Genomic DNA, 26,039 nt, shown 5'->3' with positions numbered 1-26,039 from the left:
CCGATCTACTAGAACGGGGGCGGCATGCTCGCATATATCATCCGGCGCATGGGGCAGTCCGCTCTCGTATTGCTGATTGTCGGGCTCGTCGCCTTTTCGATGTTCACCTTTGTCGGTGATCCGATCGACAACATGCTGGGCCAGGAACGGACCCAAGCCGATATTGACCGGCTGCGCACGCAGCTTGGGCTCGATCAGCCATTTCCGGTGCAGTACTTCAAGTTCTTGCAAGAGGCCGTTCAGGGCAATTTCGGTGTCAGCTACAGGCAGGGGCGGCCCGTGGCCGATATCTTGCTGGAGCGCGCGCCTGCCACGCTGGAACTGGCGGCGGTCTCGGGGCTGCTGGCAATCCTTTTCGGCATCGCGCTTGGCGTCTTTACGGCGATCCGGCGCAACGGGTGGTTGGCCAATACAATCATGTCGGCCTCCCTGATCGGGGTATCGTTGCCGACCTTTCTCATCGGTATCCTGCTGATCTATGTCTTTTCGGTCGAATTGGGCTGGCTGCCCAGTTTCGGGCGCGGCGACACCGTTGATCTGGGGGGGTGGTCCACGGGTTTTCTGACAGAGAGTGGTTTGAAAGCGCTCATCCTTCCGTCGATCACCCTGGGGCTTTACCAGATGACGCTCATCATGCGGTTGGTGCGCTCGGAGATGCTCGAAGTGCTGCGGCAGGACTATATCCGGTTTGCGCGTGCCCGCGGGCTCAAAAGCCGCGCCGTCAATTTCCGCCACGCGCTCAAGAACACGATGGTGCCCGTCATCACGGTCATCGGTCTTCAGCTTGGTGCGATCATCGCGTTTGCCATCATCACCGAAACGGTATTCCAATGGCCGGGGGTGGGGCTGTTGTTCATCAACGCCATCCAGTTCGTCGACATCCCGGTCATGGCGGCCTACCTGATGCTGATTTCGGTCATGTTCGTGGGCATCAACCTGCTGGTGGATATCCTGTATTTCTTCATTGATCCGCGTTTGCGGGCGGACCGGTCGGGAGGCCACTGATGAGCGATATGCCAACCCCCGTGCGCCGTGTGTCGCGTCTGCGGCTCGCTGCCCAAAGCGATATTTTCTACAATTTCCGCCGCTCACCCGTCGCGGTTCTGTCGATGGTCGTGGTCTTGCTTTTGGTCCTGTCGGCCGTGTTCGCCCCCCTGATCGCACCGACAAACCCGTTCGATCCTGCGTCGCTGAACCTGATGAACGGTTTCACACCTCCGTCCACGCCGAATGCTTTCACCGGAGAGACGTTCTTTCTGGGAACCGATGATCAGGGCAGGGACGTCTTCTCCACCATCCTGTATGGCATGCGCATTTCCCTGTTCGTCGGCGTGACGGCAGTGGCGTTCGCCATGGTGCTGGGCATCACGCTCGGCCTTATTTCGGGCTATGTCGGCGGCTGGACCGAGACCATCATCATGCGCACCGCCGATGTTCAGCTTACATTTCCCTCGATCCTTGTTGCGATGCTGATCTTCGGGATCGCAAAGGGTATCACCCCCGTTGAATACCGTGACCAGATGGCGATCTGGGTGCTGATTTTGGCCATAGGCCTGTCAGACTGGGTGCAATTTGCCCGCGTCGTGCGGGGGGCCACGCTGGTCGAAAAGAACAAGGAATACGTACAGGCGGCCCGTCTGATCGGACGTAAACCCGGTGCCATCATGTTGCGCCACATCCTGCCCAACGTTCTGTCTCCGGTGCTTGTCATTGCGACGATCTCGCTGGCATTGGCCATCATCGCCGAAGCCACGCTGAGCTTTCTGGGGGTCGGCGCGCCCCCGACCCAACCGTCACTGGGCACGCTTATCCGCATCGGGCAAGGCTTTTTGTTCTCCGGTGAATGGTGGATTCTTTTCTTTCCTGCCATGACGCTTCTTGCGCTGGCGCTCAGCGTGAACCTGCTGGGCGACTGGCTGCGCGACGCGCTGAACCCGAGGCTGCGCTGATGGCTGAAACCGTACTTTCCGTTCGCGATCTGGCGGTCGAGATTCCGACCCGCCACGGCATCGTCAAACCCGTCGACGGGGTCAGCTATGACATCGCCGCGGGCGAAATCCTCGGCATTGTCGGCGAAAGCGGCGCGGGTAAATCGATGGCTGGCAATGCGGTGATCGGCCTGCTCAATCCGCCCGCACATATTGCGTCTGGCGAAATCTGGCTCAAGGACCAGCGCATCGACCAGTTACGCGGCGAAGCCATGCGGCGTCTGCGCGGCAAGCATATCGGGATGGTGTTCCAGGACCCGCTCACATCGCTCAATCCGTTGTTGCAGATCGGTGATCAACTGGTCGAAACGATGCTGACGCATCTGTCGATCACCAAGGCCGAGGCCGAAAAACGTGCCATCGCCGCATTGGACGAAGTGGGCATTCCCGGTGCCGCGGAGCGGGTCAACAGCTATCCCCACGAGTTCTCTGGCGGCATGCGCCAACGGGTCGTGATCGCGCTTGCCCTATGTGCGGAGCCATCGCTCATCATCGCGGATGAGCCGACCACTGCGCTTGACGTCTCGGTACAGGCGCAGATCATCGCGCTGCTGAAACGGCTGTGTCGCGACAGGGGAACGGCCGTCATGCTGATCACCCACGACATGGGGGTGATTGCGGAAGCCACCGACCGTGTCGCGGTGATGTATGCAGGGCGGCTTGCCGAATTGGGGCCGGTCCGCGATGTCCTGACACGGCCCGCGCATCCCTATACCCACGGTCTGATGGCATCCACGCCACTGGCGTCGCAGGGCAAGAGCCGATTGCACCAGATCCCCGGCGCCATGCCGCGTCTTGACGCGGTGCCCGCCGGATGCGCGTTCAACCCCCGTTGCCCCCGCGCGACCGATACCTGCCGCCGCGATCCGGCGCCCAAGGTCGAAGGTGGCAATGCCGCCTGCTGGCACCCCCTGGTCGAGGAGGCCGTGTCCTGATGTCGCTTGTCCGTGTCAACAATCTGTCGCGCCTTTTCGACGTGTCCAAACCCTGGCTCAATCGCGTTTTGGAGCGTCGGGCCAAAGCCTACCTGACTGCCGTGTCCGAAGTCGATTTCGACATAGAGGCGCGCAGCACCTATGCGCTGGTGGGCGAAAGCGGCTCCGGCAAATCGACCATCGGCAAGATGCTGGTGGGGCTGCTGAACGCGAGCGACGGGACCGTCGAGATTGACGGTGTCGATCTGGCCCACGAAAAGGACAAGGCCCGCATCGACAAGGTCCGATCCGACATCCAGATGATTTTTCAGGATCCCTATGCCTCGCTCAATCCGCGCTGGCGGGTCAAGGACATCATCGTCGAACCCGTCGCATCGCGGGGCGGGGATACCGAAGGCTTGGCCGAAAAGCTGCTCGAACAGGTTGGGCTGTCGGTCCAGGATGCGGGCAAGTTTCCGCATGAGTTTTCGGGCGGCCAGCGCCAGCGTATCTGCATCGCGCGCGCGCTCGCCTCTGAGCCGCGCCTGATTGTCTGCGATGAGCCGACCTCCGCGCTTGATGTGTCGGTACAGGCGCAAGTGCTCAATTTGATGAGCGATCTCAAGGATGACTTCGGTCTGACGTATCTGTTCATCAGCCACGATCTGACGGTGGTGCGCCATATGGCCGACCGCATCGGCGTGCTTTATCTGGGCCGTCTGGTCGAAGAGGCCGCGCCGGAGGATCTATTCAACGATCCCAAACATCCCTACACACAGATGCTGCTGGAAGCGGCACCGCGCATGGACGGCTTCGGGCGCGAAATCAGTGCGCCCGAAGGCGAGATACCCGATCCGATCAACCCGCCGTCGGGCTGTGCTTTCCATCCACGCTGTCCGATCGCGCAGGATGTCTGTCGCACCGATCGTCCCGAGATGCGCGCCATCGGCGCCACCCGCGTGGCGTGCCATTTGGCGGAATGATCACGGTTTTCGCGTGAAAGGTGTGCGCGGCGTGTGCAGGCGCAGGTGGCGCATGAAGGCCCGCGCGATACCGGATGCGGGCCTGTCGTCCGAGGCGGCGAAATAGCTCCGGTACTCGATGGGCGAAGCGAATGCCCGAAAGACAAGATTGGGCCAACGCTCTTGCAGCACGGGGAAAGGATTGATCACCGCCAGCCCCATTCCTTCCTGCGCCATCGCGACCGCGGAAAAAGAGGTCGAAGTCTCGGCGACCACACGCGGGACGACACGGCTGCGCGTGAGCAGCTTGTCCAGCTGTCCGCGACGGGCATGACGGTGTGTCAGCGCGATCAAGGGCTGGTCATGCAGATCACGCGGACGTATTTCGTCCGCCCCGGCCAGCGGATGATCGCGGGGCAGGGCGCAGACCGCATTTGAAAGGCGGTAGGGCGTGAGGCTGACCCCTTCGCGGGCAAGTTCCGTCCCGATCAACCCGATATCGAACCTTTGCTCCTGAACGCCGCGGATCACGTCTTCGGATGTCGCCACTTCGAGCGAGACAAGCGTTTGGGGATGGGTGATTTGGAAACCTGTCAACTGGTTGACGAGAAACCGGTGGGCATAGGTCGGCGGCGCGATGATCCGCAAGGTTTCCTGCGTGGCGACTGGCGGGCCTTCGATCCGGTCCAGTGCTTCGAACAACGGATCGAGCCTGCGGTTCAGCTGCGCGGCCTCTGACGTGGGCCGCAGTCTGCCACCGTCGCGCTCGAACAAAATTCGCCCCAACCGGGTCTCCAAGCTGGCGATAGAGCGGCTGATGGCGGATTGCGACAGGCCCAGCCGCACTGCGGCCTTCGAGGTCGTGCCACTGTCCATCAACGCGCGCAGTGCCTGATATTCGGGCAAGCTGTGCCAGGTTTTCATCCAGCGCCTCCATGAGACTCTATGCGTTTACATATATCTCATTCGGTTATGAGGTTTTATCAAGTCAATTTCTGACTTTCATGAGCAAATATTGCTTACCATCGGTTGCAACTGCTGAGGGGACTCACTTTGACAGCCGCGACAACGCCCGTCATTTTCGACGGCCACAATGATGTGCTTTGCCGCCTGTACCGCGGGGGCGGCATGACGGCTGTCCAGACTGTTCTTGACGGGACGGCGGGTGCCATCGATGTGCCGAGCGCGCGGCAGGGTGGCTTTGCGGGTGGCTTTTTCGCGGTCTATATTCCCTCGGCTGTCGATCTCGAGGATAAATTCGACGATATGTCGAAACCGGCTTATGATCTGCCATTGCCCGACGCGATCGACTGGGAAGACGCCTTTGCGGTGGTGATGGCACAGGCTGCGATCCTGTTCGATCTCGAGAAACGCGGCGCGCTCACAGTCTGCCGAAGCGTGACTGACATTCGCGCGGCAATGGAGGCGGGCCGCATGGCTGCCGTTTTCCATATCGAAGGCGCCGAAGGCATCGACGCGGATCTGCACACGCTCGATGTGCTATACGAAGCGGGCCTGCGCTCGATCGGGCCGGTGTGGAGCAGGCCGACAATCTTCGGTCATGGCGTGCCGTTCCGTTACCCGGCTGGTCCCGACATCGGCGATGGGTTGACCGATCACGGTCTGCGGCTTGTGCGGCGGTGCAATGATCTGGGTGTGGTGATCGATCTGTCCCATCTGAACGAAAAGGGGTTCTGGGACGTGGCGCGCCATTCGACGCACCCGCTGGTGGCGACGCATTCCAACGCCCACGCCATTTGCCCGCACAGTCGAAACCTGACCGACCGACAGCTGCACGCGATCCGCGACAGCGACGGCATGGTGGGGCTGAATTTCGCCGTTGCCTTCTTGCGCGAGGACGGCCGCATGCTTGACGATGTGCCGCTGACGCAGATGTTGCGGCACCTTGACCACCTGATTTCGCAGGTGGGCGAAGACCGTGTGGGCTTTGGTTCCGACTACGACGGAGCGATGGTCCCGCGACCGCTTACTTCGGTGGCAGGCCTGCCCGCATTGCGGCAGGCGATGGCCGATCACGGATACGACGACGCGCTGATGACAAAACTGTGCCACGAAAACTGGCTGCGCGTGCTTGAAAAAACCTGGGGCGCGTAATGATCCCGGGGACCACAGAACCTGAACCGACAGTCCAACACAGAGGGAAAACGAAAATGAACGCTTTATCCAGATTGCTGACCAGTGCCGCACTTGGCGCCGCCGTAACCGCGATGGCCGCGCCTGCGGTATGGGCCGAAACGCCCGCCGACATGCTGGTGATCGCCCACCGCATCGACGATGTCACAACCGTCGACCCCGCCGAGAGCTTTGAATTTGCAGGCTCCGATATCAGTCGCAACGTTTATTCGCGGCTGGTGAACCTCGATCCGCTGAATCTTGAGGCCGGGTATCAGCCCGATCTCGCAGAGAGCTGGGAGGTATCGGACGACGGGCGCACCATCACCTTTACCATGCGCGAAGGCGTGACGTTCCATTCCGGCAATCCCGTGCGTGCCGAGGACGCCGCGTTCTCGCTGCAGCGTGCGGTTATCCTCAACAAAACGCCCGCCTTTATCCTCACGCAGTTCGGCTTCACCCCCGAAAACGTCGAAGAGACGATCAAGGCCGATGGCAACACGCTCACCATCACCACCGACAAGAAATACGCCACGTCCTTTGTGCTCAACTGTCTAACCGCGACCATCGGTGGCATCGTGGACAAGGAACTGGTGATGGCCAATGCGGTTGACGGCGACATGGGCAACGAGTGGTTGAAAACCAATTCGGCAGGCTCGGGCCCCTACAAACTCGACGGCTGGAAGCCCAACGAGAGCGTCACCATGTCCGCCTACGAAGATTACTACGGCGGTGCGCCCGAGATGAAACGCGTCATTGTCCGGCACGTTCTGGAAAGTGCCTCGCAACGTCTGCTGCTTGAGCGGGGTGATATCGACATCGCGCGCAACCTCAACCCCGAAGACGTGTCCGGCGCACAATCGGCCGACGGTGTTGTCATCAGCGACGAGTTGAAGGGGCGCTTGATGTATATCGCCCTGAACCAGAAACACCCCGAACTGAGCAAGCCCGAAGTGCGACAGGCCTTCAAATACCTTGTCGATTACGAAGGCATGCGCGACAGCTTCCTCAAGGGCCAGTACACGATCCAGCAAAACTTCCTGCCGCAAACCTATCTTGGTGCGTCCGAGGAGAACCCGTTTACCTACGACATCGCCAAGGCCAAGGAATTGCTGGATGCGGCAGGCGTTCCGGAAGGGATGGAAATCGAAATCGGCGTGCGCGAGGCGCAAGAGCGGATCGAGATCGGACAGGCATTCCAGAACGCAGCGGCGCAGGTCGGCATCAAGGTCAATATCACCGTTGGCACGGCCAAGCAGATCCTCGCCCGCTACCGTGCGCGCGAACTCGATGTCTATCTGGGCGCATGGGGGCCTGACTACCCCGATCCGCAGACCAACGCGGGTACATTTGCCTACAACCCAGACAATTCCGATGAGGCGAACGCGACCGGCCTGCTGGCGTGGCGCAACAGCTGGGATACCGGCGGTCTGACCGCGCAGGTCGAAGCCGCGGTGACGGAAGGCGACCGCGACACGCGCATCCAGATGTACGAGGATATTCAGGCCGAATTCCGCGAAACATCACCGTTTGTCGTTATGTTCCAGCAAATCGAACAATCCGCTTTGCGTGACAATGTGATGAACTGGTCCACCGGACAGGCGGTCACGTCGGCGGCCTATTGGCAGGTGACGAAGTAACGCGCGCCACATCACGCCAAAAGGCCCGCAGGTGCGGGCCTTTTGGTTCTTTTCCGTCAGCCGTGAGCATCCGTCATGTCAGCAACAGTCGATCCGCCCCCCAAACCCGTCCCGCCGGGCCAGAAAGCGCCACGCAGTCTGATGGCGCCGTGGTTCCGCACCACACTTCTGACGGTCGGTTCGATCGCGGTCACGATGCTGGGGTTGCTGTTCATCACGTTCATCATCGGGCGGGTGATGCCGATCGATCCGGTCCTGTCGATTGTCGGCGAACGCGCCTCCCAATCCACATATGATGCGGTCTATCTCGAACTGGGGCTCGACAAGCCGCTGATCGTTCAGTTTTTCTACTATCTGTGGGACGTGCTGCATCTTGATTTTGGCACCTCCCTGTTGAATGCGCGGCCGGTGTCGGAAGACATCGCGCGGGTATTCCCCGCAACACTCGAACTGGCCACCCTCGGGATCACCTTCGGCATCCTGTTGGGTGTGCCGCTAGGCGTCCTGGCCGCGGTGCGAAAGGGCAGCTGGATCGACCAGATCGCAAGGGTGGTCGCACTGGTGGGCTACTCGATGCCGATATTCTGGTTGGGCCTGATGGGGCTGCTCATCTTCTACGGCATCCTCGGATTGGTCGGCGGGCCGGGGCGTGTCGGTATCTTCTATGTCGACGTTGTGCCGTCTGTAACGGGCATGATACTGATCGACGCGGCGCTGGATCGCAACTGGGCGGTGTTCAAGGACGCCTTCAGCCATATCATCCTGCCTGCGTCATTGCTGGGCTACTATTCGCTGGCCTACATCAGCCGCATGACCCGGTCTTTCATGCTCGAACAGCTGAGCGCGGAATACATCACCACCGCGCGGGTCAAGGGCATGTCGGAGTGGGACGTGGTTTGGAAACACGCCTTCAAGAACATCCGGGTACAACTGATTACCGTGATCGCACTGAGCTATGCCAATCTTCTCGAAGGGTCGGTGCTGACCGAGATCATCTTCAGCTGGCCGGGCATCGGCAGCTATATCACAACCGCTTTGCTGAGCGCGGACATGAACGCGGTGCTGGGTGGCACGGTCGTGGTCGGTCTGATCTTCATCCTGCTCAATATCTTTTCCGATCTGCTGTACCGGGTTTTTGACCCGCGTTCGAAATAGGGGGCGGTGATGGCCGATACGATGACATGGCGTCAGTGGTTGCTGACCGACACACCGACCTCGCGCAGGCATGCCAAGATGTCGGCCCTGTATCAGGGGTGGCTGTCGTTCAAATCGAACACGATGGCGATGGTGGGTCTGTGGATCCTGATTGCGCTGGTCGCGATTGCCTTTGCCGCGCCCCTGATCGCGCCACACGATCCCTTCGTGCAGAACCTTGGCAACCGGCTCGCGCCTCTGGGCGCCGAGGGCCATCTGCTCGGCACCGACAGTCTGGGCCGCGACATCCTCAGCCGCCTGATCTATGGCGCGCGGATCACCCTCTATATCGTGGCCCTCGTCGCGTTGATCGCCCCGGTTGTCGGGCTGCTGGTGGGAACGGTATCGGGCTACGTGGGCGGGTGGGTCGACGTGGTGCTGATGCGGATCACGGATATCTTTCTGGCCTTTCCGCGCCTCGTGCTGGCGCTTGCCTTCGTGGCGGCACTCGGGGCGGGGATCGAAAACGCGGTGTTGGCGATTTCGCTGACCGCATGGCCGCCCTATGCCCGCATCGCGCGGGCCGAAACGCTGACCATCCGCAGTTCCGACTATATCAGCGCGATCCAGTTGCAGGGCGCAGGCGCGTTGCGGATCATCACGAAACACATCTGGCCGCTGTGCATCTCGTCGCTGATTGTGCGGGTAACCCTTGATATGGCGGGGATCATTCTCGCGGCGGCCGGGCTTGGCTTTCTGGGTCTGGGGGCACAGCCGCCCAGCCCTGAATGGGGCGCGATGATCTCCGAAGGCCGCCGTTTCATTCTTGACCACTGGTGGGTGGCCACGATGCCGGGATTGGCGATCTTCACCGTGTCACTGGCGTTCAACCTGCTCGGCGACGGTCTGCGCGACGTGCTTGATCCGAAGGCGGGCGAATGATGGATACCTTGTTGGATGTCGAAAACCTCTGGGTCAAATTCCCCACCCGACAGGGCATCTTTGATGCGGTGCGGGGTATTTCCTTCACGCTGGGTCGCGAGCGTCTCGGGATCGTGGGCGAAAGCGGATCGGGCAAATCCATGACCGGGCGTGCCATTTTGCGGCTTATCCGCCCTCCCGGCATGGTGGAGGCCGACCACATCAGACTGGATGGCACCGATCTGCTGTCGCTCAGCGAAAAACAGATGCGCGACGTGCGGGGGCAGAAGATTTCGATGGTCATGCAGGACCCCAAGTTCTCGCTCAACCCGGTGATGACAATCGGCGCGCAGATCATCGAAGCCTACAGGCTGCACGCGCGGGCCTCCAAGGCAGAGGCCTATACCAAGGCGGTTCAGATGCTCGAGGCCGTTTCCATCCGCGACCCCCAACGCGTGATGAAGGCCTATCCCCACGAGATGTCGGGCGGCATGGGCCAACGCATCATGATCGCGATGATGCTGATCCCCAATCCCGAAATCATGATCGCGGATGAACCGACCTCGGCGCTGGATGTGTCGGTGCAGCGGCAGGTCCTCGACATCATGGATGGACTGGTCAAAGAGCGTGGGATGGGGCTGATTTTCATCAGCCATGACCTCAACCTCGTGGCCGATTTCTGCGACCGCGTGCTGATCATGTACGCCGGCCGCATTGTGGAAGTCTGCGATGCCGACAAGCTGCACGCTGCCACGCACCCCTATACGCGCGGCCTGCTGAATTCGCTTCCCCGGCTCGATCAACCGCGCGCCCGTCTCGAAGTGCTCAAACGCGATCCCGCGTGGCAAGAGGCACCATCGGTGAGCGGGCGGATCTGATATGCTGAAGATTGAAAATCTCGATGTCTGGTTTCGCGGCGGCGCCGACCGTGTCGATGCGGTGAAATCGGCAAGTTTTCGGGTCAAGCGGGGCGAAAGCTTTGGTCTGGTTGGCGAAAGCGGGTCAGGCAAATCGACCATCCTGCGGGCGATCACGGGGCTCGCCCCACAGTGGTCAGGGCATATCGAGGTCTCGGGGCAACCGGTGCAAAGGAAACGCGGGCGGCGCTTTTTCAAGCAGGTCCAGATGGTGTTTCAGGACCCCTATGCGTCGCTGCATCCGCGCCATTCCGTCGATCAGGTGCTTGGCGAGACGCTGCAGCTGCACGGCTTTGACGACATTGACGGCCGCGTTGTGCGTCTGCTCGACGACGTCGGGCTGGGCCAGAAATTCCGCTTCCGCTATCCGCACCAGTTGTCGGGTGGGCAACGGCAGCGCGTCGCCATTGCCCGCGCGCTTGCCCCCGAGCCGGAGTTGCTGCTGCTGGATGAGCCGACATCGGCGCTGGATGTATCCGTACAGGCCGAAATACTCAATCTGCTGGCCGATCTGCGCGCGGACCGCGGGTTGACCTATGTCATGGTCTCGCATGATCTGTCGGTTGTCGGGCACATGTGTGACAGGCTGGCCGTGATGAAAGACGGCGAGATTGTCGAAATTCTGGACGTGGCCGCGTTGCGGCAGATGCAGGCCACGCATCCCTATTCCAAACATCTGCTAGAGGCGTCGGTGTGACCGCGTCCCAACAAGGAGAAGAAGAATGAGCTATTTTACCTCTCTCGTTACGGCCGGCGTGCTGGCGGTGGCCTTGGCCCAAGCACCTGCACAGGCCGAGACACCTCCGAACATGCTGGTGGTTGCCCAGAATATCGACGACATCGTAACCATCGACCCTGCGTCTGCCTATGAATTCAGCTCCGGTGAATATGTCGCCAACACCTACGACACTCTGGTGCGGTACGGGGCACAGGACACCACCACGCTCGCACCCGCACTTGCTACCGACTGGACCATGGACGCCGCCGCCAAAACGGTCAACTTCACGCTGCGCGACGGGGTGACCTTTCATTCGGGCAATCCTCTGCGGGCCGAAGACGTCGTTGGATCCTGGGAGCGGGTGGTCGCGCTGGACAAGGCGCCGAGCTTTATCCTGACGCAGCTTGGCTGGACCAAGGACAACATCCGCGACATGGTCAAGGTGGACGGCAATACCGTGACCGTGCGCTATGAGGGCGCTTTTGCCCCGTCGTTCGTCCTGAACGTACTGGCCGCACGCCCCGCATCGGTCGTCGATATGCAGACCGTGATGGCCAATGAGGTCGACGGGGACATGGGCCATGCGTGGATGAACAGGAATTCGGCGGGCACCGGCCCGTTCATTCTGAAGACCTACAGACCGGCCGAGATCCTGTCACTGGGTGCAAACCCCGAGTATTATCAGGGCGCCCCCAAGATGGAGCGGGTGATCATCCAGCATACGCCCGAAGGCGCTTCCCAACGCCTGCAGCTTGTTGCGGGGGACGTCGATATCGCCAAGAACCTCGATCCGAACCAGATCAGCGGTCTATCGGGTGAAGGGGACATCAGGGTCGAGACCTATCCGCAAGCCGCCGTTCATTGGGTGTCGTTCAACCAGAAGGTCGACGCGCTGACCGATCCCGCCGTGTGGGAGGCCGCGCGCTATCTGGTGGATTACAAGGGCATGACCGATACGCTCCTGAAAGGGCAGATGGAAATCCACCAGGCCTTCTGGCCCGAAGGCTTTCCCGGTGCGCTGACAGACACCCCCTTCAGCTTTGATCCCGAAAAAGCGCGCGAGATCCTCGCTGACGCCGGCGTGCAGACGCCGATCAACGTGACGCTGGATGTGATATCGGCCAATCCTTTCGTCGATATGGCCCAGTCGCTGCAATCGTCCTTTGCGCAAGGCGGCATCGACCTCGAAATCGTCGCCGGCACGGGGGCTCAGGTCATCACCAAATACCGCGCCCGCACGCATGAGGCGATGTTGCTCTACTGGGGCCCCGATTTCATGGACCCGCACTCCAACGCCAAGGCATTCGCCTACAATGCCGACAACGCCGATGACAAATACGCTTCCACGACCACATGGCGCAATGCGTGGATGCCGCCCGAGGACATGAACGCGATGACACGCGCCGCACTGGCCGAACAGGACGCGGACAAGCGGCTGGAGATGTACATGGAATTGCAACGCGCAACGCAGGCCGAAGCACCGTTTGTCATCATGTTTCAGGCGATCAAGCAGGTGGCGATGCGCGACAATGTGCAGGGGTTCGTGAACGGGGCGACATCGGATTATGTCTTTTACCGGTTGGTCGAAAAGGAATGACGCACTGGACGGATGTGTTTGACCGGCTGCACGCCAATCTGGGCGGGCGGCTGTTCACGGCCACGGTTCTGGATCGGCAGGCGGGACTTGCACGGCGGGCCTACAGCTCGCATCCTGTCGACTACCCCGTGTCCGGGACCAAACCGATGGCCCAGGGCGACTGGACCCGCATGGTGATCGAAGAGGGCCAGACTTTTGTCGCCAATTCGGTGGAGGAGTTCGCCACATACTTCGCCGACCACGCGTTGATCGAAAGCCTGGGCTGTCAATCTGCGCTGAACGTGCCGCTGCGGGGGGCGGATGGTCAGGTGACGGGAACGATAAACATTCTCGATGTTGCGGGGTATTTCACGCGCGATCGGGTCGCGGCAATCCAGACGCGCATCGCCACGCACCGCCCCGCAATTCTGGCCGCCATGGCACAGGTCGACCTGCACGACTAGCCGCCACGACCCGTGATTGCGCCCCGCGCGGGCAGGTGCAATGGTGTCTGCGATCGCTCACCGCTTTGCGAGGACCTCCATGCTGGGACAGATCATCTTGGGCAGCCTGTTTCTGATGGGATGCTGTATGCTGCACGTCACGGTGCTGTTTTTCGCGGCGCCCGCGACAATCCGCGCGATACTTCTATTGGGTGTGCGTCGGGGCCACGGGCGCAGGCTGCTGTTGCTTGGCGGCATGCTGGGCGCGATCATCCTTGCCCACACCCTGCAGATCTGGATCTGGGCCGCCTATTGGCTGGCCAAGGACGCATTGCCCGACCTGAACGAGGCGGTCTATTTCTCGATCGTGACCTACACGACGCTGGGCTACGGCGATATCGTGCTGGGGCCGGACTACCGCATTGTCGCGACCTTCGCGGCGATCACCGGGCTGCTGGCCTTTGCGATCAGCACGGCGTTTCTGATCGGTCTTGTCACGCGGATGATGCCCGAGCCAGACTTCGGCGATCCGGATCTGCAACGCCAGTCAAGGAAGCCGCGATGACATCTGACGTGCTTGCCGCCTTTGATATCGCCACTGACCACTGCCTCATCGGGGCGCATTGGCAGGCCCCCGCGGGTGGTGGTCGGCTGGAGCTGATAAATCCGTCTGACGGCAGCACGCTGTGCGAAATCGCCGCCGGGGGTGCGACAGACATCGATCTCGCAGTGGCCGCGGCGCGACACGCGTTCGAGCATGACTGGGGTCGGACAACTGCCCTGCAAAGGGGGCGTGTGCTGTCCCGCCTCGGCGCGTTAGTGATGGCACATATCGACACGCTTGCACGGCTCGAGGCGCTGGATGTCGGCAAACCGCTTGCACAGGCGCGGGCCGATGTTGTGGCTCTGGCCCGCTATATGGAATTTTATGCCGGGGCGGCCGACAAGCTGCATGGCCAGACGATCCCCTATCAGGACGGCTATACCGTTTATACCCTGCGCGAACCCCACGGTGTCACAGGCCATATTGTCCCGTGGAACTACCCGATGCAGATCATCGGCCGGTCGGTCGGGGCGGCGCTTTCCACCGGCAACGCGACCGTGCTCAAGCCCGCCGAGGAGGCCTGTCTGACCGCTCTGGCCTTCGCCGCACTGGCGCGCGAGGCCGGTCTGCCGGACGGGGCCTTGAATGTTGTGCCGGGGCTGGGGCAGGACGCGGGCGCGGCGCTTGCGGGCCATCGGGGGATCGATCATTTGTCGTTCACCGGGTCCGTCAACACCGGTCGGCTGGTACAGCAGGCGGCAGGCAGCAACGTTGTGCCCGTCACGCTCGAGCTGGGGGGCAAGTCGCCGCAGGTGGTGTTCGAGGATGCCGATCTTGACGCGGCATTGCCGTTTCTGGTGGGCGCGGGCATCCAGAACGCCGGCCAGACCTGTTCGGCTTCCTCTCGCATTCTTGTGCACCGCGATGTGCACGCGCGCGTGCGCGACATGATGGCCGCCAGATACCGTGAATTACGGGCGGGGCCTGCCTTGGATGATCTGGCACTCGGCCCGCTCGTGTCATCGCGCCAAAAACAGATCGTCGAGACATTCTTGCAGCAAGGCGGCGATCTGAGCGTTGCGGCACGAGGTGAAATCGCTACGGGCGCCCCCGCGGGCGGTGCCTACGTCGCTCCGCATCTGTTTGATGACGTGCCCGCCGGCCATCCGCTCGCGCAATCGGAGATATTCGGGCCTGTGCAGGTCATCATACCCTTCGATGACGAGGCACATGCGGTCGAAATCGCGAACGGGACGGAATACGGGCTGGTCGCGGCGGTCTGGACCGCAAACGGCGCGCGCCAGATGCGCATGGCGAAAGCGCTGCGCGCAGGTCAGGTTTTCATCAACAATTACGGGGCCGGGGGAGGTGTCGAGCTGCCCTTCGGCGGGCGCGGTTTGTCCGGCCATGGCCGCGAAAAGGGGTTCGAAGCACTTTATGCGTTCACAAGCCTCAAGACCGTCGCCGCCGCCCACGGATAGCTGCCCCGGCGTGAGCCTGCGCAATTGCGCTGGACGGCCCCGACGGATTGGGCCACATTTTTCCACAAGGTCGCAGGATCGGTCGCGCCGGGGAGGGTGCGGACAGGATCACGGCGCAGACAACAACCGGGAGGATCCCCATGCTGGGACAAATGATGCACTTGCCGCTGACCATCGGCAGCCTTATCGACCACGCCGCACGTTTCCACGGGGCGGGCGAAATCGTGTCGGTGGAAACATCGGGCGGCACCGAAACGTCAAGCTGGGCCGAAATCGGCGCAAATGCCCACCGTCTGGCCGATGCCCTGCACAAACAGGGGATCGAACTGGGCGCGCGTTGCGGTACGATCGCGTGGAACAACCGGCGGCATCTGGAAATCTACTTCGGCGTGGCGGGCGGGGGCATGGTGTGCCACACGATCAACCCGCGCATGGGCCCCGAGCAGATGATCTATGTGATCAATCACGCCGCCGACGAAGTGCTGTTCATCGATGCGACCTTCCTGCCGGCAGCCGCCAAACTGGCGCCGCATCTCAAGACGGTAAAGCATATCGTGCTGATGGGGCCGCGCAATGACGAACAGGCGCAGATGCTTGACGGTCTGGTTTTCTACGATGAACTGATCGCGACTGGTGACGCCTCCGCAGACTGGCCCGATCTGGACGAAAAATCCGCATCCAGCCTGTGCTATACCTCGGGCACCACGGGCGACCCCAAGGGCGTATTGTATTCGCACCGCTCGACCGTTTTGCATTCGCTGGGCGGCAACCAGCCGGACGGCATCGCGATCTCGGCCAAGGATACGGTACTGCCGGTGGTTCCGATGTTCCACGTCAACGCATGGGGCGTGCCCTATATCGCGGCCGGAACGGGCTGCAAACTTGTGCTTCCGGGCCCGAATCTCGACGGGAAAAGCCTTGTCGATCTGATTGACGCGGCCGAGGTCACACTGGCGCTGGGGGTGCCGACGATCTGGATGGGATTGCTGGGGGCGCTGGCCGAAACGGGCAGCAAGGTGCCCAGCCTGACGCGCACTGTAGTCGGGGGATCGGCGCTGCCGCCGTCGATGATCCCGAAGTTTGCCGAATACGGTGTCGATCTGATCCATGCGTGGGGCATGACGGAAACGTCCCCGCTGGGGTCAATGAACCAGCTGCTGCAGCGTCATCAGGCGCTCAGCAAGGAGGCGCAGGACAAGATCCGGTTGGGGCAGGGGCGGCCGCCCTACGGTGTCGATCTGCGCATTGTCGACGAAAACGGCACCGCCTTACCGCATGACGGCGAGGCTCAGGGCGATCTGCAAATCCGCGGCCTTTGGATACTCGACAGCTATTTCGGAAAGGATCAGAGCGCGCTCACCGCTGACGGATGGTTCGATACGGGCGATGTGGCGACCATCTACGACGAAGGCTTCATGATCATCCGTGACCGATCCAAAGATATCATCAAATCGGGCGGTGAGTGGATTTCGACCGTGACGCTCGAGAATATCGCCATCAGCCATGACAGCGTGGCAAATGCCGCGGCCATCGCCGCGCGACACGAAAAATGGGATGAACGCCCCGTTCTTCTCGTGATGAAAGCCACCGACGTCGATGAAGCGGATTTGTTGGCGTTCTACGAGGGCAAGGTGCCCAGCTGGCAGGTGCCGGACAAGGTGATCTTTGTTGATGAATTGCCCATCGGGTCCACCGGTAAAGTGCAAAAGAACAAGCTGCGCGATGTGTACGGGGATTGCTTGATCGCATGAAAAGCGGCGGCCAGCCTTATCTTCCGATACGGCTGGCACGGCGGTCTGGACACTGCAAAGGCTCACGGCGCGAAGACAGGTTTGTTCTCGTGCGTTCAGGGCCCACACAGTCGATAGGTTCAGCGCAAATGACCGGACTACGACGGTTGCTGCCAGAGCCATCGCTGACAGGAACTCTTTGAGGCAGCTTCAAACAGCGCCAAAAGCCGAATTGCAAAAACGCCATGACTATAGCCTGTAAAGACGTGTCAAGCCGTACGAGGCTAGTGTCAATCTAGGGAGAAGAAGTGGTGCCCCCACACGGACTCGAACCGCGGACCTACTGATTACAAAGAAATCACCGTTGATACCGGCTTCGCCGGAATACGTCATAAAAATCAGGTAAAGCACTGTTCTACAACAAAAAAAAGTGGTCAACCTATGGTTGTATACCGTAGTATGCCGTTACTGAATGTTGCAGAGGATGTTGTAGAGCAATGCCAAACCATGACCTGACCAAACGCCCGGAAGTCGCCAAGATCAAACCGACCCCCGGCAAGACGACCATGTATTCCGACCTCACTATTAAATCTGATCCTGACGCACGCGGCATCCGGCTTGCTGTCGGTGCCACAACCAAGACGTGGATTTTGTCGAAGCGCATCGACGGCAAACTGCGCTCCATAACCCTAGGTTCATGGCCCGACCTGCCTACGGTGTTTGCCGCGCGTGACGAGGCCAAGAAAAAGATGGCGGCAGTGACGACCCGAACGGACGCTGCATCAACGGGCATTCATACTCTAGGCGACGCGCTGGAATCCCATATCAACCGTTCCAATGCCTCTGAAAGAACAAAGAGTGAATATCGGGCACAGGTAAGTAACAACATGGCCGAGTTGTTCAAGATGAAGATCGAAGACATCACGCTCGATCACCTTGAGGAAGCGGTCATGCGCCACAAAGGCGTCGCCACTCAGAAGCATCTGGCCCAGATCATTCGAACCTCGTTTAAACGAGCCGCCGCCGTCCGCCGCTGCTTCAACGTCGCGGATGATCTCAAAGTCGATACCAAGACCTACCAGCCCGACAATTCGGTCAAGTTCGATGCGGATGAACGGTGGCCTGCCCTTGATCTAATTGAGGCGAAAAAGGCCTCCAACCAGATTATCGGTGCGGCCTTTGAGTTGATGCTTTTCACAGGCCTGCGCGCCGGGAACGTGATCTCACTCCGCTGGGAGAATATTGACCTCACAGCACGCAAGCTCCGGGTTGCACGATTGAAGAATGGGCGCGTGGGTATGTTCCCCCTTGCTGACCGCGTTGTCGCCTTGCTTGAGGCGCTGCCGAAGCACAGCGAATGGGTTTTCCCGCAGCACGATACCGAGAAGCACATCTACCACCCGGATCGACTGTCAAATGGCAAGATTGTCTTGCGTCCACATGACTGCCGCCGCTTGTTCACCACTGCCGCCCGCCGCGCTGATCTGCCAGCCTACGTTATCGACCAACTGCGCGGCGACGTGGAAAAAGGTGTTCAGGGTATCTACGACCAAGGCTCGGCCTCGCACCGACATGCGAACGCCATCGCGAAACAAATTGAGGTGGAATGCGGGTCAGTACCTTCTTCGAATGTTGTCCAGATCGGCGGCAGGCGCTAATGTCAGGGCGCGTCGGTGCCGCTGTGCGGCTGAACAAACCGGCGTGACCATATTCGATCCATCAGGGGCTGGTGGCGGATCGTATGAAGGCATCCGCCAGCACATCAACAGGCCTGCGTCTAATCTGAACGTGAAGGAACCTGTCGATGGACGAACTCACACAAGAAATCCGTGCGCTGCTCGACGAACTGCGCGGCTTGCAGGTCAAGCAGGCGTTGCCTGATCTCATGACGCCTGCGCAATGTGCGGAATACCTGAACCGCTCCGAGGAGGTGCTCTACCTCTGGCGCAAGGAACGCAACGCAGGTGCCGAAAGCGGCCCGCCGTTCCTGCACATTTCCAGCCGGACAATCCTGTATGATCGGGAGGACGTTCTCGAATGGGCGCGTTCTCACCGCGTGAACTGAAAAAGAGGGACGAAGCCGCTACACCTCGTCCCTCAGTCATTTCCATCAAAGCAAGCGAACCCATCGCATCAACAACTCGCTTATAAGACACGCTTTGGTAGAATCCGACTGAAAAACAAGGTAGTAGCGTCTGTGTGAAAGAAGCAGATGCGAATACACCTAGCCACCAGCACAGGGCCTGAACTCCGTAAGGTCTATCAGGCCGGGCCAGATGGTCCGAAGCGATTGGAGACCGAAGAAGGTTTCCAGCGTTGGAACGAATTTGACCTATGGCACTATGATGCGGACGATCTCGCCCAATTGCGGGACTTCCTCGAAAAGCAATCGAATGATCCGCTATCGACAATTGTTCTTGGTGAACCAAAGTCAGAGCGGCAGGGGCATAGCGGAGACGAATACCACGATTGTCGCTATGACCTGTTCTTTGCCGATGTGGACGGCTTCGAGTTTGACGGCACGGCGGAAGACGCGATCTACGATCTGTTCCCGTTTCTGCGTGGCAAGGAGTTCGTCTATTACTTCTCGCCGTCTGCCGGGATCAAGGCGGGCTGGCGGCTGCGTGTGATTTGGCGCATCAGCCTGACGGTGGCAGATCAGAACGAATATGCCATCGCACTCAACGAGCAGATTTCGCTGCGCAAAGGCCTGTTCCGCAAGTGGGTCGATACGTCGATCTACCATCTTGGCGGCTTTGTCTTCACGTCTCGTCCCGATCTGCGTGGCATCGACAACCCGCACCCGGTCCGCGCCTTTTATGTCGAAGGCGACAAGACCCCTGAGACCTTTTCTGCGCCCGAAGACATGGTAGAAATTGCCGTCACCGGACGGCGCGGCAAGCCAACCCTGCACTGGCAAGATGGCGAGCGGCACAACTCTGTCTTCGACTTCTGGCGGCAATACCGCGATGCGAACGGGTCTGATGCGTCATGGGTGCAAGCATGGCAGGCGCTGTCGGCTGAATATGACCGGCTCAATGTCCCGGCTAAGGATCGGCGCGAGTTTGGCGAGCAATACACCCGCAAGAAATTCCCCGGCGTGAAAGGCTCTCGTCGCACGACACGGGCGTTCCGCCAGCAGTATGACCCCATGCCACTCGACGAGGCGCAAACCCGGCTGGCTGACGTGATGCGCCGCGCTATCGGGGATCGTGACAGGCCGCGACTGACTGGAATACGGATCACGGCAGGCGGCGGTAAATCAACGGCTGCGCTTCGTCAGCTTGGCGTTGAAAAACGGTATATGGATGAACTCGGCTTCGTGTTCATGGCCGACTATTATGTGCCGACCCACCGGCTTGGCGACGAACTGGCCGCAAAGGCGCAGGCCGAAGGTCTTGATGCTGTTGTCGAGAAGGGGCGCAGTCAGGAAGTGGGTGGCAAACCGGTCTGCTTCAAGCATGAGGCCGCGAAGGAACTAAACGGGGTCGTCTTGGACGTTTCGGCGGTCCTGTGCGGTAACGATACGTTGGGCTATTGCCCCGCGTTCAACACCTGCACATGGCGAGACATCAAGGCCCGCTCGAAGTCCTGCGATCTGCGTATCAGGCCTCATGAGTTTCTGTCGTTGCAGGCCGAGGGTGAAAGCAACGAGAACCGCCGACAAGTCGATGTGGTGGTGATCGACGAAGACCCGATCTCTTCGCTGCTGCATCACGGGTCTGTCGAGATCAAAGAGCTTTGCGACGTGACCCGGCACGACATGAGTAACTGGCTGCTGCGCTTCTATCAGGTTGTGCAGGGCGGGCTGTCCATTGATGCGCTGGACGAGGCCGGGTTCACGCCGGACATTTGCGCCGAGTTGATCAAGGCCGAGGGTGATCTCAAGCCGCAGGTCGATGTGACGCCGGACATGGACGACGAGCAGAGCCTCAAGGCGGCTCAAGCCTATGACCGCCACTGGTGGAAGTATGAAAGCGTCTGGCGTCGCCTGCGCGATTGCCTTGAAGCCCGGTCCCTGAACCGCATCCGTATTTCGAAGGACAAGAAAAAGCTACTGACCAACTGGGCCTCCATCGTCAACGCGCTGCCGGTTGATGATGATGGCCGGGTGAAGGTGCAAACGGTCCTAATGTCCGCGACGATGGACCGGGCCATGATCGAACAGTTTTTCCATGTCGATGAATGGGTCGAGATCGACGTGCAGAAGCACGATAACTCAGTCGTTCGGCAGGCCAATGCACCTGGCTCGAAGGCCGCGCTGCTCTACGGCACCGGCGACCGCGAGGAGGAATATGGCGAGACCAACACCGCAAAGAAGGCCGCAGCCGCGAAGTTCCGTGCCGATGTTGCCAAGATCGTTGGCGATGAAAATCTGTTCACCTTCAAAGGTGTTGCTGAATTGGGCGACGAGGTCACGGGCTGGTTCAACGGGGTCGAAGGTGTCGATGAATGGCGCGGACAGGATGCGTTCATTCTAGGCCGTCCACTGCCCTTGCCGTATGTGGTCGAGGACATTGCCCGCGCGGTCTGGCAGAACGGCCAGCCCATCACCAGTATTGGCGCATGGTATCCGAAGAAGAAGATCGCCTATGTCGGCGAGAAGGGCATGGCGTGGACAGAGCGTCATCCTGATCCGCGCTGCGAAGCTGTCCGGTGGTCGATCTGCGAGGGCGCAATCTTGCAGGCGGTAGCGCGGACCCGTTACGTCCGCGAGGCCGCTAAGATCACGATCCTGAACAGCACGCCGCTGCCGTTGGAGGTCGACGAAGTGATCCGGTTTGACGATCTGCTGCCGGATGAACTGGCCTACAAGGTCGCGCCTGTTCGGACGACTTCTTGGGGGCTGGCAAAACGCCTGTTCGCGAAGTTCGCGGATACGCCGAAGTCTTCGTTCCGCTATCAGGTCGGTGATGTGTATCAGTGGGCGATTGAGAACAGGGCCGAGTTCGCAGAGGTGCGCTTCGATGGTGAACGGCAATGGTCACGGGTCTTCGTCGCGGGCTGGCAGGGCTGGGATGCGCTGGAACGGCTAGGGATGGTCGATCAGCGCGTGCCAAGGCTGCGCAAGGATGACGACGAGGCCAAGTTCAAGGCGCTGATCGAGCAGAACAGATGGCTCGTTGAGCCAGATGCAGTGGACGTGCTGCGTGAGGCCTTCGAGCGCGAGGCATGGATCGACGATGATGGTGCGATGCCTGTGGGCGATGTGACGCTTGAGCCGGGGGATGATGCCGTGGACATTGGGCAGTTGGCGCAGGGCGCGCGGGCTGCATGGCCGTGGCAGTTTTAAACGTGCGAAACAGTTAATAGTATAGCTCTATATTAACGAGTTCGCACGTTTAACTTGCTGCCCGTGATGTTGCGCTGCGGACGTGCTGCAAGTGTCACTCGGAGCGGTCTATCCGTGATGCGTCAACAATGCTGACATACTTTGCGCCCGACCAATTGATCACCGATCAATTCCGCCGGTGAATTGCCGTGGCACCTCAAGCGGTTGGTCAGGCTCTGCAACAACGCTGCAACATCCAGTTGCGACCGAGTCGCAGATACACACCGGCACCTTTTGGAACCCCCTGCTGCTGACGTGGAAACCCGGCCCCACACTCGGAAATATCTGAGCAATAATCTGCGACCGGCCCCGATCTAACTCACCCGGCAGCATTTCCATTGATGTCTTGCGGCCGTATTAGACCAGCAGCAATCATCTTTGCATCAATGTCATCGGCCAGTGCTCTGACAGCAGTCTTAGCGTCTTTTGCGAATAATAAGTCAGTTATTATCTTTTGTGACCGCAATCGAACGGCTGGATAAGCATCACGATACCTCTGATCAGTTTTTCCGTCTCGATGGACAAGGATATGTCGAGCATCAAGGTAAGGCATCGCTCCATCTAGGAGGGCGTTGTTGATATTTAAGCCAAGGCGGATGCTAGCTTTTCGCACCAAATCCCGCGTACTCTTCTCGTTTTCGAGTTTGCGAAAAATCCCTTCTGAAATTTGATTGACTACGTTATCCCAACTACCAGCCGCGAGAATATCCTTGGCTTGGATGTCAAACTTTACATCACCAACAAACTGACCAGGGTTAATGCCCTTCAATGCTGCCTTTGCCATAATCTCAGCTAAATACTCTGAGAAATCTTCGTAGAGGTCTTTAATGTAGGCGGCGGCAACTGTAGTGCGCAAATGATTGCCCGTTGTCCTTCGAGATGCGAGCGTATTGGGTCTTCCGGCAAGTACTGGATGCGAAGCTGCCGTGGCACCCAAATCTACGGCAATGTCGTCGCCTGAATTTGCTCTTTGCATATAAGCTGCAACCAAAAGATCACACAATTCTATGTCACTATCATAGTAGCCAATCCTCTGCGTAAACCTCCAAAACGCCTTAGTTTTCATGGATTTTCTTTCTCAAGCGGAATGTCATGATCTTGATTAATCGCGGATGGACCGCCTCCACCTGATATTATCAGCCGCAACCCTCCGCAACACCTCAAACACAAGTTGAGCGCCCCGGCGGCATCCGTCCACATTCGATATGCGCGGCTTGGCTCTCCTGAACGGCCATCTTTCGCGCGACGTTCCTTTCGGATGGCCGTTCACCCACAAAGAAAGCATCAACCCATGCAAATCACTTTCACCGCGGATGGTGACGCGGCCTGCACACTTGCCCAGAAAACCGTTTCCTCCTCAACCGCCTTTTCAATCCCAATCTCGAAACCGGCCCTGCAATCAGGCCTGCGTGAACTGCTACTCAACCCGGAGCAACGCGATGTGTCGGTCGATGCCGTCATGATCGACCGCGGACGCGATGGCCTGCGCGTTCACGCAGGCGGGGGTCGTTTCGAACTGCCTTATCGGCACCTACTCGCGCTCGTGCTTGAGGCAGCGGAATGAGCAAGCACTGGGACCGCCTGCAAGCGCAGTATCACCTTATCCGCGACTGCCTCGACGGCGAGGACGCCGTGAAGGATCAGGGGCAACTGTATGTCCCGAAACCTGACGGCATGTCGGCGCAGAACTACACCCACTATCTCGACCGGGCCTGCTTCTACGGAGCGCCGGAAATGACACTCCGCGCCCTCGTCGGGCTGGCCCTGCGCAAAGACCCCGTGATAATGCTGCCGCCGCGCCTAGAACCAATGCGCCTGAACGCGACCTATGAGAACGCGCCGATGCAGGTGCTCGTCGAGGATATGGTGCGCGAGGTCGCGACGATGGGGCGTTTCGGCATCCTGCTCGACTTTCCGGCAGATGGCGCAAGCGCAAATGCCGTGCCGCATATCTCAACCTTCCAAGCCGAAACCATCGAAGATTTCTCCACGGGCTTCGTTGACGGGCGGAAGGTGCTGACGCGTGTGCATCTGGCCTCGGACGAGGATTGGGAGGGGTCGGACGTTACCTATGAATTGATCCTTGAGGCCGGTGTCTATCAGTTCCGCCGCTTCATCCGGGATCAGCACAAAACCCGTGTCGATGTGGGCGAGAACCATATCCCGACGATCAATGGCAAGCCGCTCGACTATATCCCGTTCCTGATGGTCAGCCATGAAGGCCTGCGCCCGGAGCATGTCAGCCCGCCGTTCCTGTCGCTCTGCAAGGTGGCGATCTCGCACTTCAAGAACAGCGCGGATCGGGAACACGCCATTTTCCTGACGGCCAGCCCGACGCCTTGGGTGGCCGGGTCGATCCCGGCGAACAAGGTGCCAACGCAGATCGGATCGGGCGCTGTCTGGACGCTGCCCGAAGGCACCGAAGTGGGGATGCTGGAATTCACGGGGGCCGGAGTCGCGGCAATGAAGGAGATCATGGAGGAGAAATCCGAAACGATGATCTCGCTCGGCGCTCGGATGCTATCGTCCACCGTCAACCGCAACGAAACGCTTGGCACGGCGACACAGCGCACGCGGTCAGAGCTTGCGCTCCTGCATGGCGTCGTCGTGTCCGTCGAGGCTGGCCTGAACCGCCTGCTGCGCCTTGCTGCTGAATGGGTAGGTGATGATACTAACGAGGCCTCCGTGACCCTATCGCGGGACTTCATCGAAAGCGCGATGGAGCCGAAGATGATCGAGCAGCAGATGAAGCTGTATCTGTCGGGGATCATCAGCCGCGCCTCGCTCCATGAGAACCTGCAAAGGGGCGAGATCGTGCGGGCAGATCGGTCTTGGGAGGACGAGCGCGACATGATCGACGAGGACGGGGGCGACATTTCTCCGATCATCGGCACGCGGGATGTCTGATGCTGATCGACCCCGACTATGGCCTTCACGCCTCGCGGCCTGACGGGGCGCAGGCTCTCTATCGGGCGGCCATCGCTCGGTCGGTCCTCGATCTGTTCGGCAAGGTCATCCCGGCCTCCGAACAGGATGAGGCCCAGCTTGCGCGGCGGGAGGCGCTTTACTTCCTGACACGGGAGCACGGCGCGTGGGCGGAGTCCCGTCGCAATTTCTGCGACGCGGCTGGCCTCGATGCAGACGACCTGCGGTCAAATATCCTGCGCGTGCTGGCTGGGGCTGAGATCGTCGGCGCAGATCATCGCAGCACCTTCGGTGGCATCGACGCGGCCCGCGTATTGTGGGCAGCGGAACAGAGCGCACCTGCACGAGCGCAGGAGCAGCGGACCAAGCGACAGGCTGGCAAACAGACGGCTCGGCCTCGCCGGGTAAAAGCGAGTTATTCAACCGTCCGCTCTGCGGTCCTTCCGCTGCTGTCGAAGCCCCGGCAATTCAGGGATTTGATCCACGCCACCGATGGTGAATTTGGCGATGCTGCAATCCGCAAGGTTCTCGCCAACGCAATCAACAAGGGCGAGATCGTCAGAAACGACGAAAACCACACCTACGTTCTGGCGGCTGCTTGACCTACTTTAGGTCTTTCTCCCATAGCACCTGATACTGATCTTTATTGAGCAAAAGCAGTCACTTATTGTGATCACGCAG

General features: G+C 60.1%; 23 protein-coding genes. 21 read left to right on the top strand and 2 right to left on the bottom strand.

Going from position 1 to position 26,039, the window contains the following annotated elements; genetic code table 11:
- Positions 1–24 precede the first annotated feature (24 nt).
- The 4 genes from K3756_RS10495 to K3756_RS10480 are packed head-to-tail and all read left to right on the top strand — an operon-like array spanning position 25 to position 3,885.
- Positions 25–1,005 (top strand): ABC transporter permease, encoded by a 981-nt coding sequence (locus K3756_RS10495; RefSeq protein WP_259987180.1) that lies wholly within the window; start codon positions 25–27, stop codon positions 1,003–1,005.
- Positions 1,005–1,949 carry an ABC transporter permease gene (locus K3756_RS10490; protein WP_259987179.1) on the top strand — a complete coding sequence of 315 codons (945 nt, stop codon included), beginning with the start codon at positions 1,005–1,007 and terminating at the stop codon, positions 1,947–1,949. Before K3756_RS10495 ends, K3756_RS10490 begins: the two co-directional genes overlap by 1 nt.
- Positions 1,949–2,923: an ABC transporter ATP-binding protein gene (locus K3756_RS10485; protein WP_259987178.1), complete on the top strand. Its 975-nt coding sequence runs from the start codon at positions 1,949–1,951 to the stop codon at positions 2,921–2,923. Before K3756_RS10490 ends, K3756_RS10485 begins: the two co-directional genes overlap by 1 nt.
- Positions 2,923–3,885 carry an ABC transporter ATP-binding protein gene (locus tag K3756_RS10480; RefSeq protein ID WP_259987177.1) on the top strand — a complete coding sequence of 321 codons (963 nt, stop codon included), beginning with the start codon at positions 2,923–2,925 and terminating at the stop codon, positions 3,883–3,885. The genes K3756_RS10485 and K3756_RS10480 overlap by 1 nt, the downstream gene beginning before the upstream one ends.
- On the opposite strand, the gene K3756_RS10475 is transcribed toward K3756_RS10480, so the two are convergent.
- Complete coding sequence (locus K3756_RS10475; RefSeq protein ID WP_259987176.1) at positions 3,886–4,788, bottom strand: LysR substrate-binding domain-containing protein; 903 nt, start codon at positions 4,786–4,788, stop codon at positions 3,886–3,888.
- A 129-nt stretch (positions 4,789–4,917) separates the two neighbouring features.
- On the opposite strand from K3756_RS10475, the gene K3756_RS10470 reads away from it, so the two are divergent.
- The 14 genes from K3756_RS10470 to K3756_RS10405 all read left to right on the top strand — a co-directional run bounded on the left by K3756_RS10470 (position 4,918) and on the right by K3756_RS10405 (position 22,394).
- Complete coding sequence (locus K3756_RS10470) at positions 4,918–5,979, top strand: dipeptidase (protein WP_259987175.1); 1,062 nt, start codon at positions 4,918–4,920, stop codon at positions 5,977–5,979.
- A gap of 56 nt (positions 5,980–6,035) precedes the next feature.
- Positions 6,036–7,637 (top strand): ABC transporter substrate-binding protein, encoded by a 1,602-nt coding sequence (locus K3756_RS10465; RefSeq protein WP_259987174.1) that lies wholly within the window; start codon positions 6,036–6,038, stop codon positions 7,635–7,637.
- Positions 7,638–7,778: 141 nt separating this feature from the next.
- Positions 7,779–8,792: an ABC transporter permease gene (locus tag K3756_RS10460; protein WP_259993536.1), complete on the top strand. Its 1,014-nt coding sequence runs from the start codon at positions 7,779–7,781 to the stop codon at positions 8,790–8,792.
- A 9-nt stretch (positions 8,793–8,801) separates the two neighbouring features.
- Positions 8,802–9,713: a nickel transporter permease gene (gene nikC, locus K3756_RS10455; protein ID WP_259987173.1), complete on the top strand. Its 912-nt coding sequence runs from the start codon at positions 8,802–8,804 to the stop codon at positions 9,711–9,713.
- Positions 9,713–10,570 carry an ABC transporter ATP-binding protein gene (locus K3756_RS10450; RefSeq protein ID WP_259993535.1) on the top strand — a complete coding sequence of 286 codons (858 nt, stop codon included), beginning with the start codon at positions 9,713–9,715 and terminating at the stop codon, positions 10,568–10,570. The genes nikC and K3756_RS10450 overlap by 1 nt, the downstream gene beginning before the upstream one ends.
- A 1-nt stretch (position 10,571) precedes the next feature.
- The gene (locus tag K3756_RS10445) at positions 10,572–11,306 is read left to right on the top strand and encodes an ABC transporter ATP-binding protein (protein WP_259987172.1); all 735 of its coding nucleotides are present in this window, start codon (positions 10,572–10,574) and stop codon (positions 11,304–11,306) included.
- Between the two features lie 25 nt (positions 11,307–11,331).
- Positions 11,332–12,924: an ABC transporter substrate-binding protein gene (locus K3756_RS10440; protein ID WP_259987171.1), complete on the top strand. Its 1,593-nt coding sequence runs from the start codon at positions 11,332–11,334 to the stop codon at positions 12,922–12,924.
- The gene (locus tag K3756_RS10435) at positions 12,921–13,367 is read left to right on the top strand and encodes a GAF domain-containing protein (RefSeq protein ID WP_259987169.1); all 447 of its coding nucleotides are present in this window, start codon (positions 12,921–12,923) and stop codon (positions 13,365–13,367) included. Before K3756_RS10440 ends, K3756_RS10435 begins: the two co-directional genes overlap by 4 nt.
- 79 nt (positions 13,368–13,446) lie before the next feature.
- Complete coding sequence (locus tag K3756_RS10430) at positions 13,447–13,911, top strand: potassium channel family protein (RefSeq protein WP_259987167.1); 465 nt, start codon at positions 13,447–13,449, stop codon at positions 13,909–13,911.
- On the top strand, positions 13,908–15,371 hold the full coding sequence (locus K3756_RS10425) for an aldehyde dehydrogenase family protein (RefSeq protein WP_259987165.1): 1,464 nt from the start codon (positions 13,908–13,910) through the stop codon (positions 15,369–15,371). Before K3756_RS10430 ends, K3756_RS10425 begins: the two co-directional genes overlap by 4 nt.
- 140 nt (positions 15,372–15,511) lie before the next feature.
- Positions 15,512–17,122 (top strand): long-chain fatty acid--CoA ligase, encoded by a 1,611-nt coding sequence (locus K3756_RS10420; RefSeq protein WP_259987163.1) that lies wholly within the window; start codon positions 15,512–15,514, stop codon positions 17,120–17,122.
- Positions 17,123–17,598: 476 nt separating this feature from the next.
- The gene (locus tag K3756_RS10415) at positions 17,599–18,759 is read left to right on the top strand and encodes an integrase family protein (protein WP_259987161.1); all 1,161 of its coding nucleotides are present in this window, start codon (positions 17,599–17,601) and stop codon (positions 18,757–18,759) included.
- Positions 18,760–18,905: 146 nt separating this feature from the next.
- Entirely contained in the window at positions 18,906–19,166 is a 261-nt protein-coding gene (locus K3756_RS10410) for an AlpA family transcriptional regulator (RefSeq protein ID WP_259987159.1), read from the top strand.
- 147 nt (positions 19,167–19,313) lie between these two features.
- Positions 19,314–22,394 carry a hypothetical protein gene (locus tag K3756_RS10405; protein WP_259987157.1) on the top strand — a complete coding sequence of 1,027 codons (3,081 nt, stop codon included), beginning with the start codon at positions 19,314–19,316 and terminating at the stop codon, positions 22,392–22,394.
- A 358-nt stretch (positions 22,395–22,752) separates the two neighbouring features.
- Here the strand turns inward: K3756_RS10405 and K3756_RS10400 are convergent, their stop codons facing one another.
- Positions 22,753–23,499, bottom strand: a complete 747-nt coding sequence (locus tag K3756_RS10400) for a hypothetical protein (protein ID WP_259987155.1) — start codon at positions 23,497–23,499, stop codon at positions 22,753–22,755.
- A 225-nt stretch (positions 23,500–23,724) separates the two neighbouring features.
- Between K3756_RS10400 and K3756_RS10395 the strand changes: the two genes are divergently transcribed.
- The 3 genes from K3756_RS10395 to K3756_RS10385 are packed head-to-tail and all read left to right on the top strand — an operon-like array spanning position 23,725 to position 25,960.
- Positions 23,725–23,997 carry a hypothetical protein gene (locus K3756_RS10395; RefSeq protein WP_259987153.1) on the top strand — a complete coding sequence of 91 codons (273 nt, stop codon included), beginning with the start codon at positions 23,725–23,727 and terminating at the stop codon, positions 23,995–23,997.
- Positions 23,994–25,340 carry a DUF4055 domain-containing protein gene (locus K3756_RS10390; RefSeq protein ID WP_259987152.1) on the top strand — a complete coding sequence of 449 codons (1,347 nt, stop codon included), beginning with the start codon at positions 23,994–23,996 and terminating at the stop codon, positions 25,338–25,340. The genes K3756_RS10395 and K3756_RS10390 overlap by 4 nt, the downstream gene beginning before the upstream one ends.
- Positions 25,340–25,960, top strand: coding sequence for a hypothetical protein (locus tag K3756_RS10385; RefSeq protein ID WP_259987150.1), 621 nt, complete (start codon positions 25,340–25,342; stop codon positions 25,958–25,960). The genes K3756_RS10390 and K3756_RS10385 overlap by 1 nt, the downstream gene beginning before the upstream one ends.
- Positions 25,961–26,039 lie beyond the last annotated feature (79 nt).

The sequence above is a fragment of the Sulfitobacter sp. S190 genome, assembly GCF_025141935.1.
Lineage (GTDB): Bacteria > Pseudomonadota > Alphaproteobacteria > Rhodobacterales > Rhodobacteraceae > Sulfitobacter.
The sequence above is the reverse complement of the archived record's forward strand: the minus strand, read 5'-3'. Positions and strand labels throughout refer to the sequence as shown.

Bases quoted from the DNA above. Each gene is read 5' to 3' on its own strand.
- K3756_RS10495 (WP_259987180.1), top strand. From the start codon at position 25: ATGCTCGCATATATCATCCGGCGCATGGGGCAGTCCGCTCTCGTATTG.
- K3756_RS10490 (WP_259987179.1), top strand. From the start codon at position 1,005: ATGAGCGATATGCCAACCCCCGTGCGCCGTGTGTCGCGTCTGCGGCTC.
- K3756_RS10485 (WP_259987178.1), top strand. From the start codon at position 1,949: ATGGCTGAAACCGTACTTTCCGTTCGCGATCTGGCGGTCGAGATTCCG.
- K3756_RS10480 (WP_259987177.1), top strand. From the start codon at position 2,923: ATGTCGCTTGTCCGTGTCAACAATCTGTCGCGCCTTTTCGACGTGTCC.
- K3756_RS10475 (WP_259987176.1), bottom strand. From the start codon at position 4,788: ATGAAAACCTGGCACAGCTTGCCCGAATATCAGGCACTGCGCGCGTTG.
- K3756_RS10465 (WP_259987174.1), top strand. From the start codon at position 6,036: ATGAACGCTTTATCCAGATTGCTGACCAGTGCCGCACTTGGCGCCGCC.
- K3756_RS10460 (WP_259993536.1), top strand. From the start codon at position 7,779: ATGGCGCCGTGGTTCCGCACCACACTTCTGACGGTCGGTTCGATCGCG.
- nikC (WP_259987173.1), top strand. From the start codon at position 8,802: ATGGCCGATACGATGACATGGCGTCAGTGGTTGCTGACCGACACACCG.
- K3756_RS10450 (WP_259993535.1), top strand. From the start codon at position 9,713: ATGGATACCTTGTTGGATGTCGAAAACCTCTGGGTCAAATTCCCCACC.
- K3756_RS10445 (WP_259987172.1), top strand. From the start codon at position 10,572: ATGCTGAAGATTGAAAATCTCGATGTCTGGTTTCGCGGCGGCGCCGAC.
- K3756_RS10440 (WP_259987171.1), top strand. From the start codon at position 11,332: ATGAGCTATTTTACCTCTCTCGTTACGGCCGGCGTGCTGGCGGTGGCC.
- K3756_RS10435 (WP_259987169.1), top strand. From the start codon at position 12,921: ATGACGCACTGGACGGATGTGTTTGACCGGCTGCACGCCAATCTGGGC.
- K3756_RS10430 (WP_259987167.1), top strand. From the start codon at position 13,447: ATGCTGGGACAGATCATCTTGGGCAGCCTGTTTCTGATGGGATGCTGT.
- K3756_RS10425 (WP_259987165.1), top strand. From the start codon at position 13,908: ATGACATCTGACGTGCTTGCCGCCTTTGATATCGCCACTGACCACTGC.
- K3756_RS10420 (WP_259987163.1), top strand. From the start codon at position 15,512: ATGCTGGGACAAATGATGCACTTGCCGCTGACCATCGGCAGCCTTATC.
- K3756_RS10415 (WP_259987161.1), top strand. From the start codon at position 17,599: ATGCCAAACCATGACCTGACCAAACGCCCGGAAGTCGCCAAGATCAAA.
- K3756_RS10410 (WP_259987159.1), top strand. From the start codon at position 18,906: ATGGACGAACTCACACAAGAAATCCGTGCGCTGCTCGACGAACTGCGC.
- K3756_RS10405 (WP_259987157.1), top strand. From the start codon at position 19,314: ATGCGAATACACCTAGCCACCAGCACAGGGCCTGAACTCCGTAAGGTC.
- K3756_RS10400 (WP_259987155.1), bottom strand. From the start codon at position 23,499: ATGAAAACTAAGGCGTTTTGGAGGTTTACGCAGAGGATTGGCTACTAT.
- K3756_RS10395 (WP_259987153.1), top strand. From the start codon at position 23,725: ATGCAAATCACTTTCACCGCGGATGGTGACGCGGCCTGCACACTTGCC.
- K3756_RS10390 (WP_259987152.1), top strand. From the start codon at position 23,994: ATGAGCAAGCACTGGGACCGCCTGCAAGCGCAGTATCACCTTATCCGC.
- K3756_RS10385 (WP_259987150.1), top strand. From the start codon at position 25,340: ATGCTGATCGACCCCGACTATGGCCTTCACGCCTCGCGGCCTGACGGG.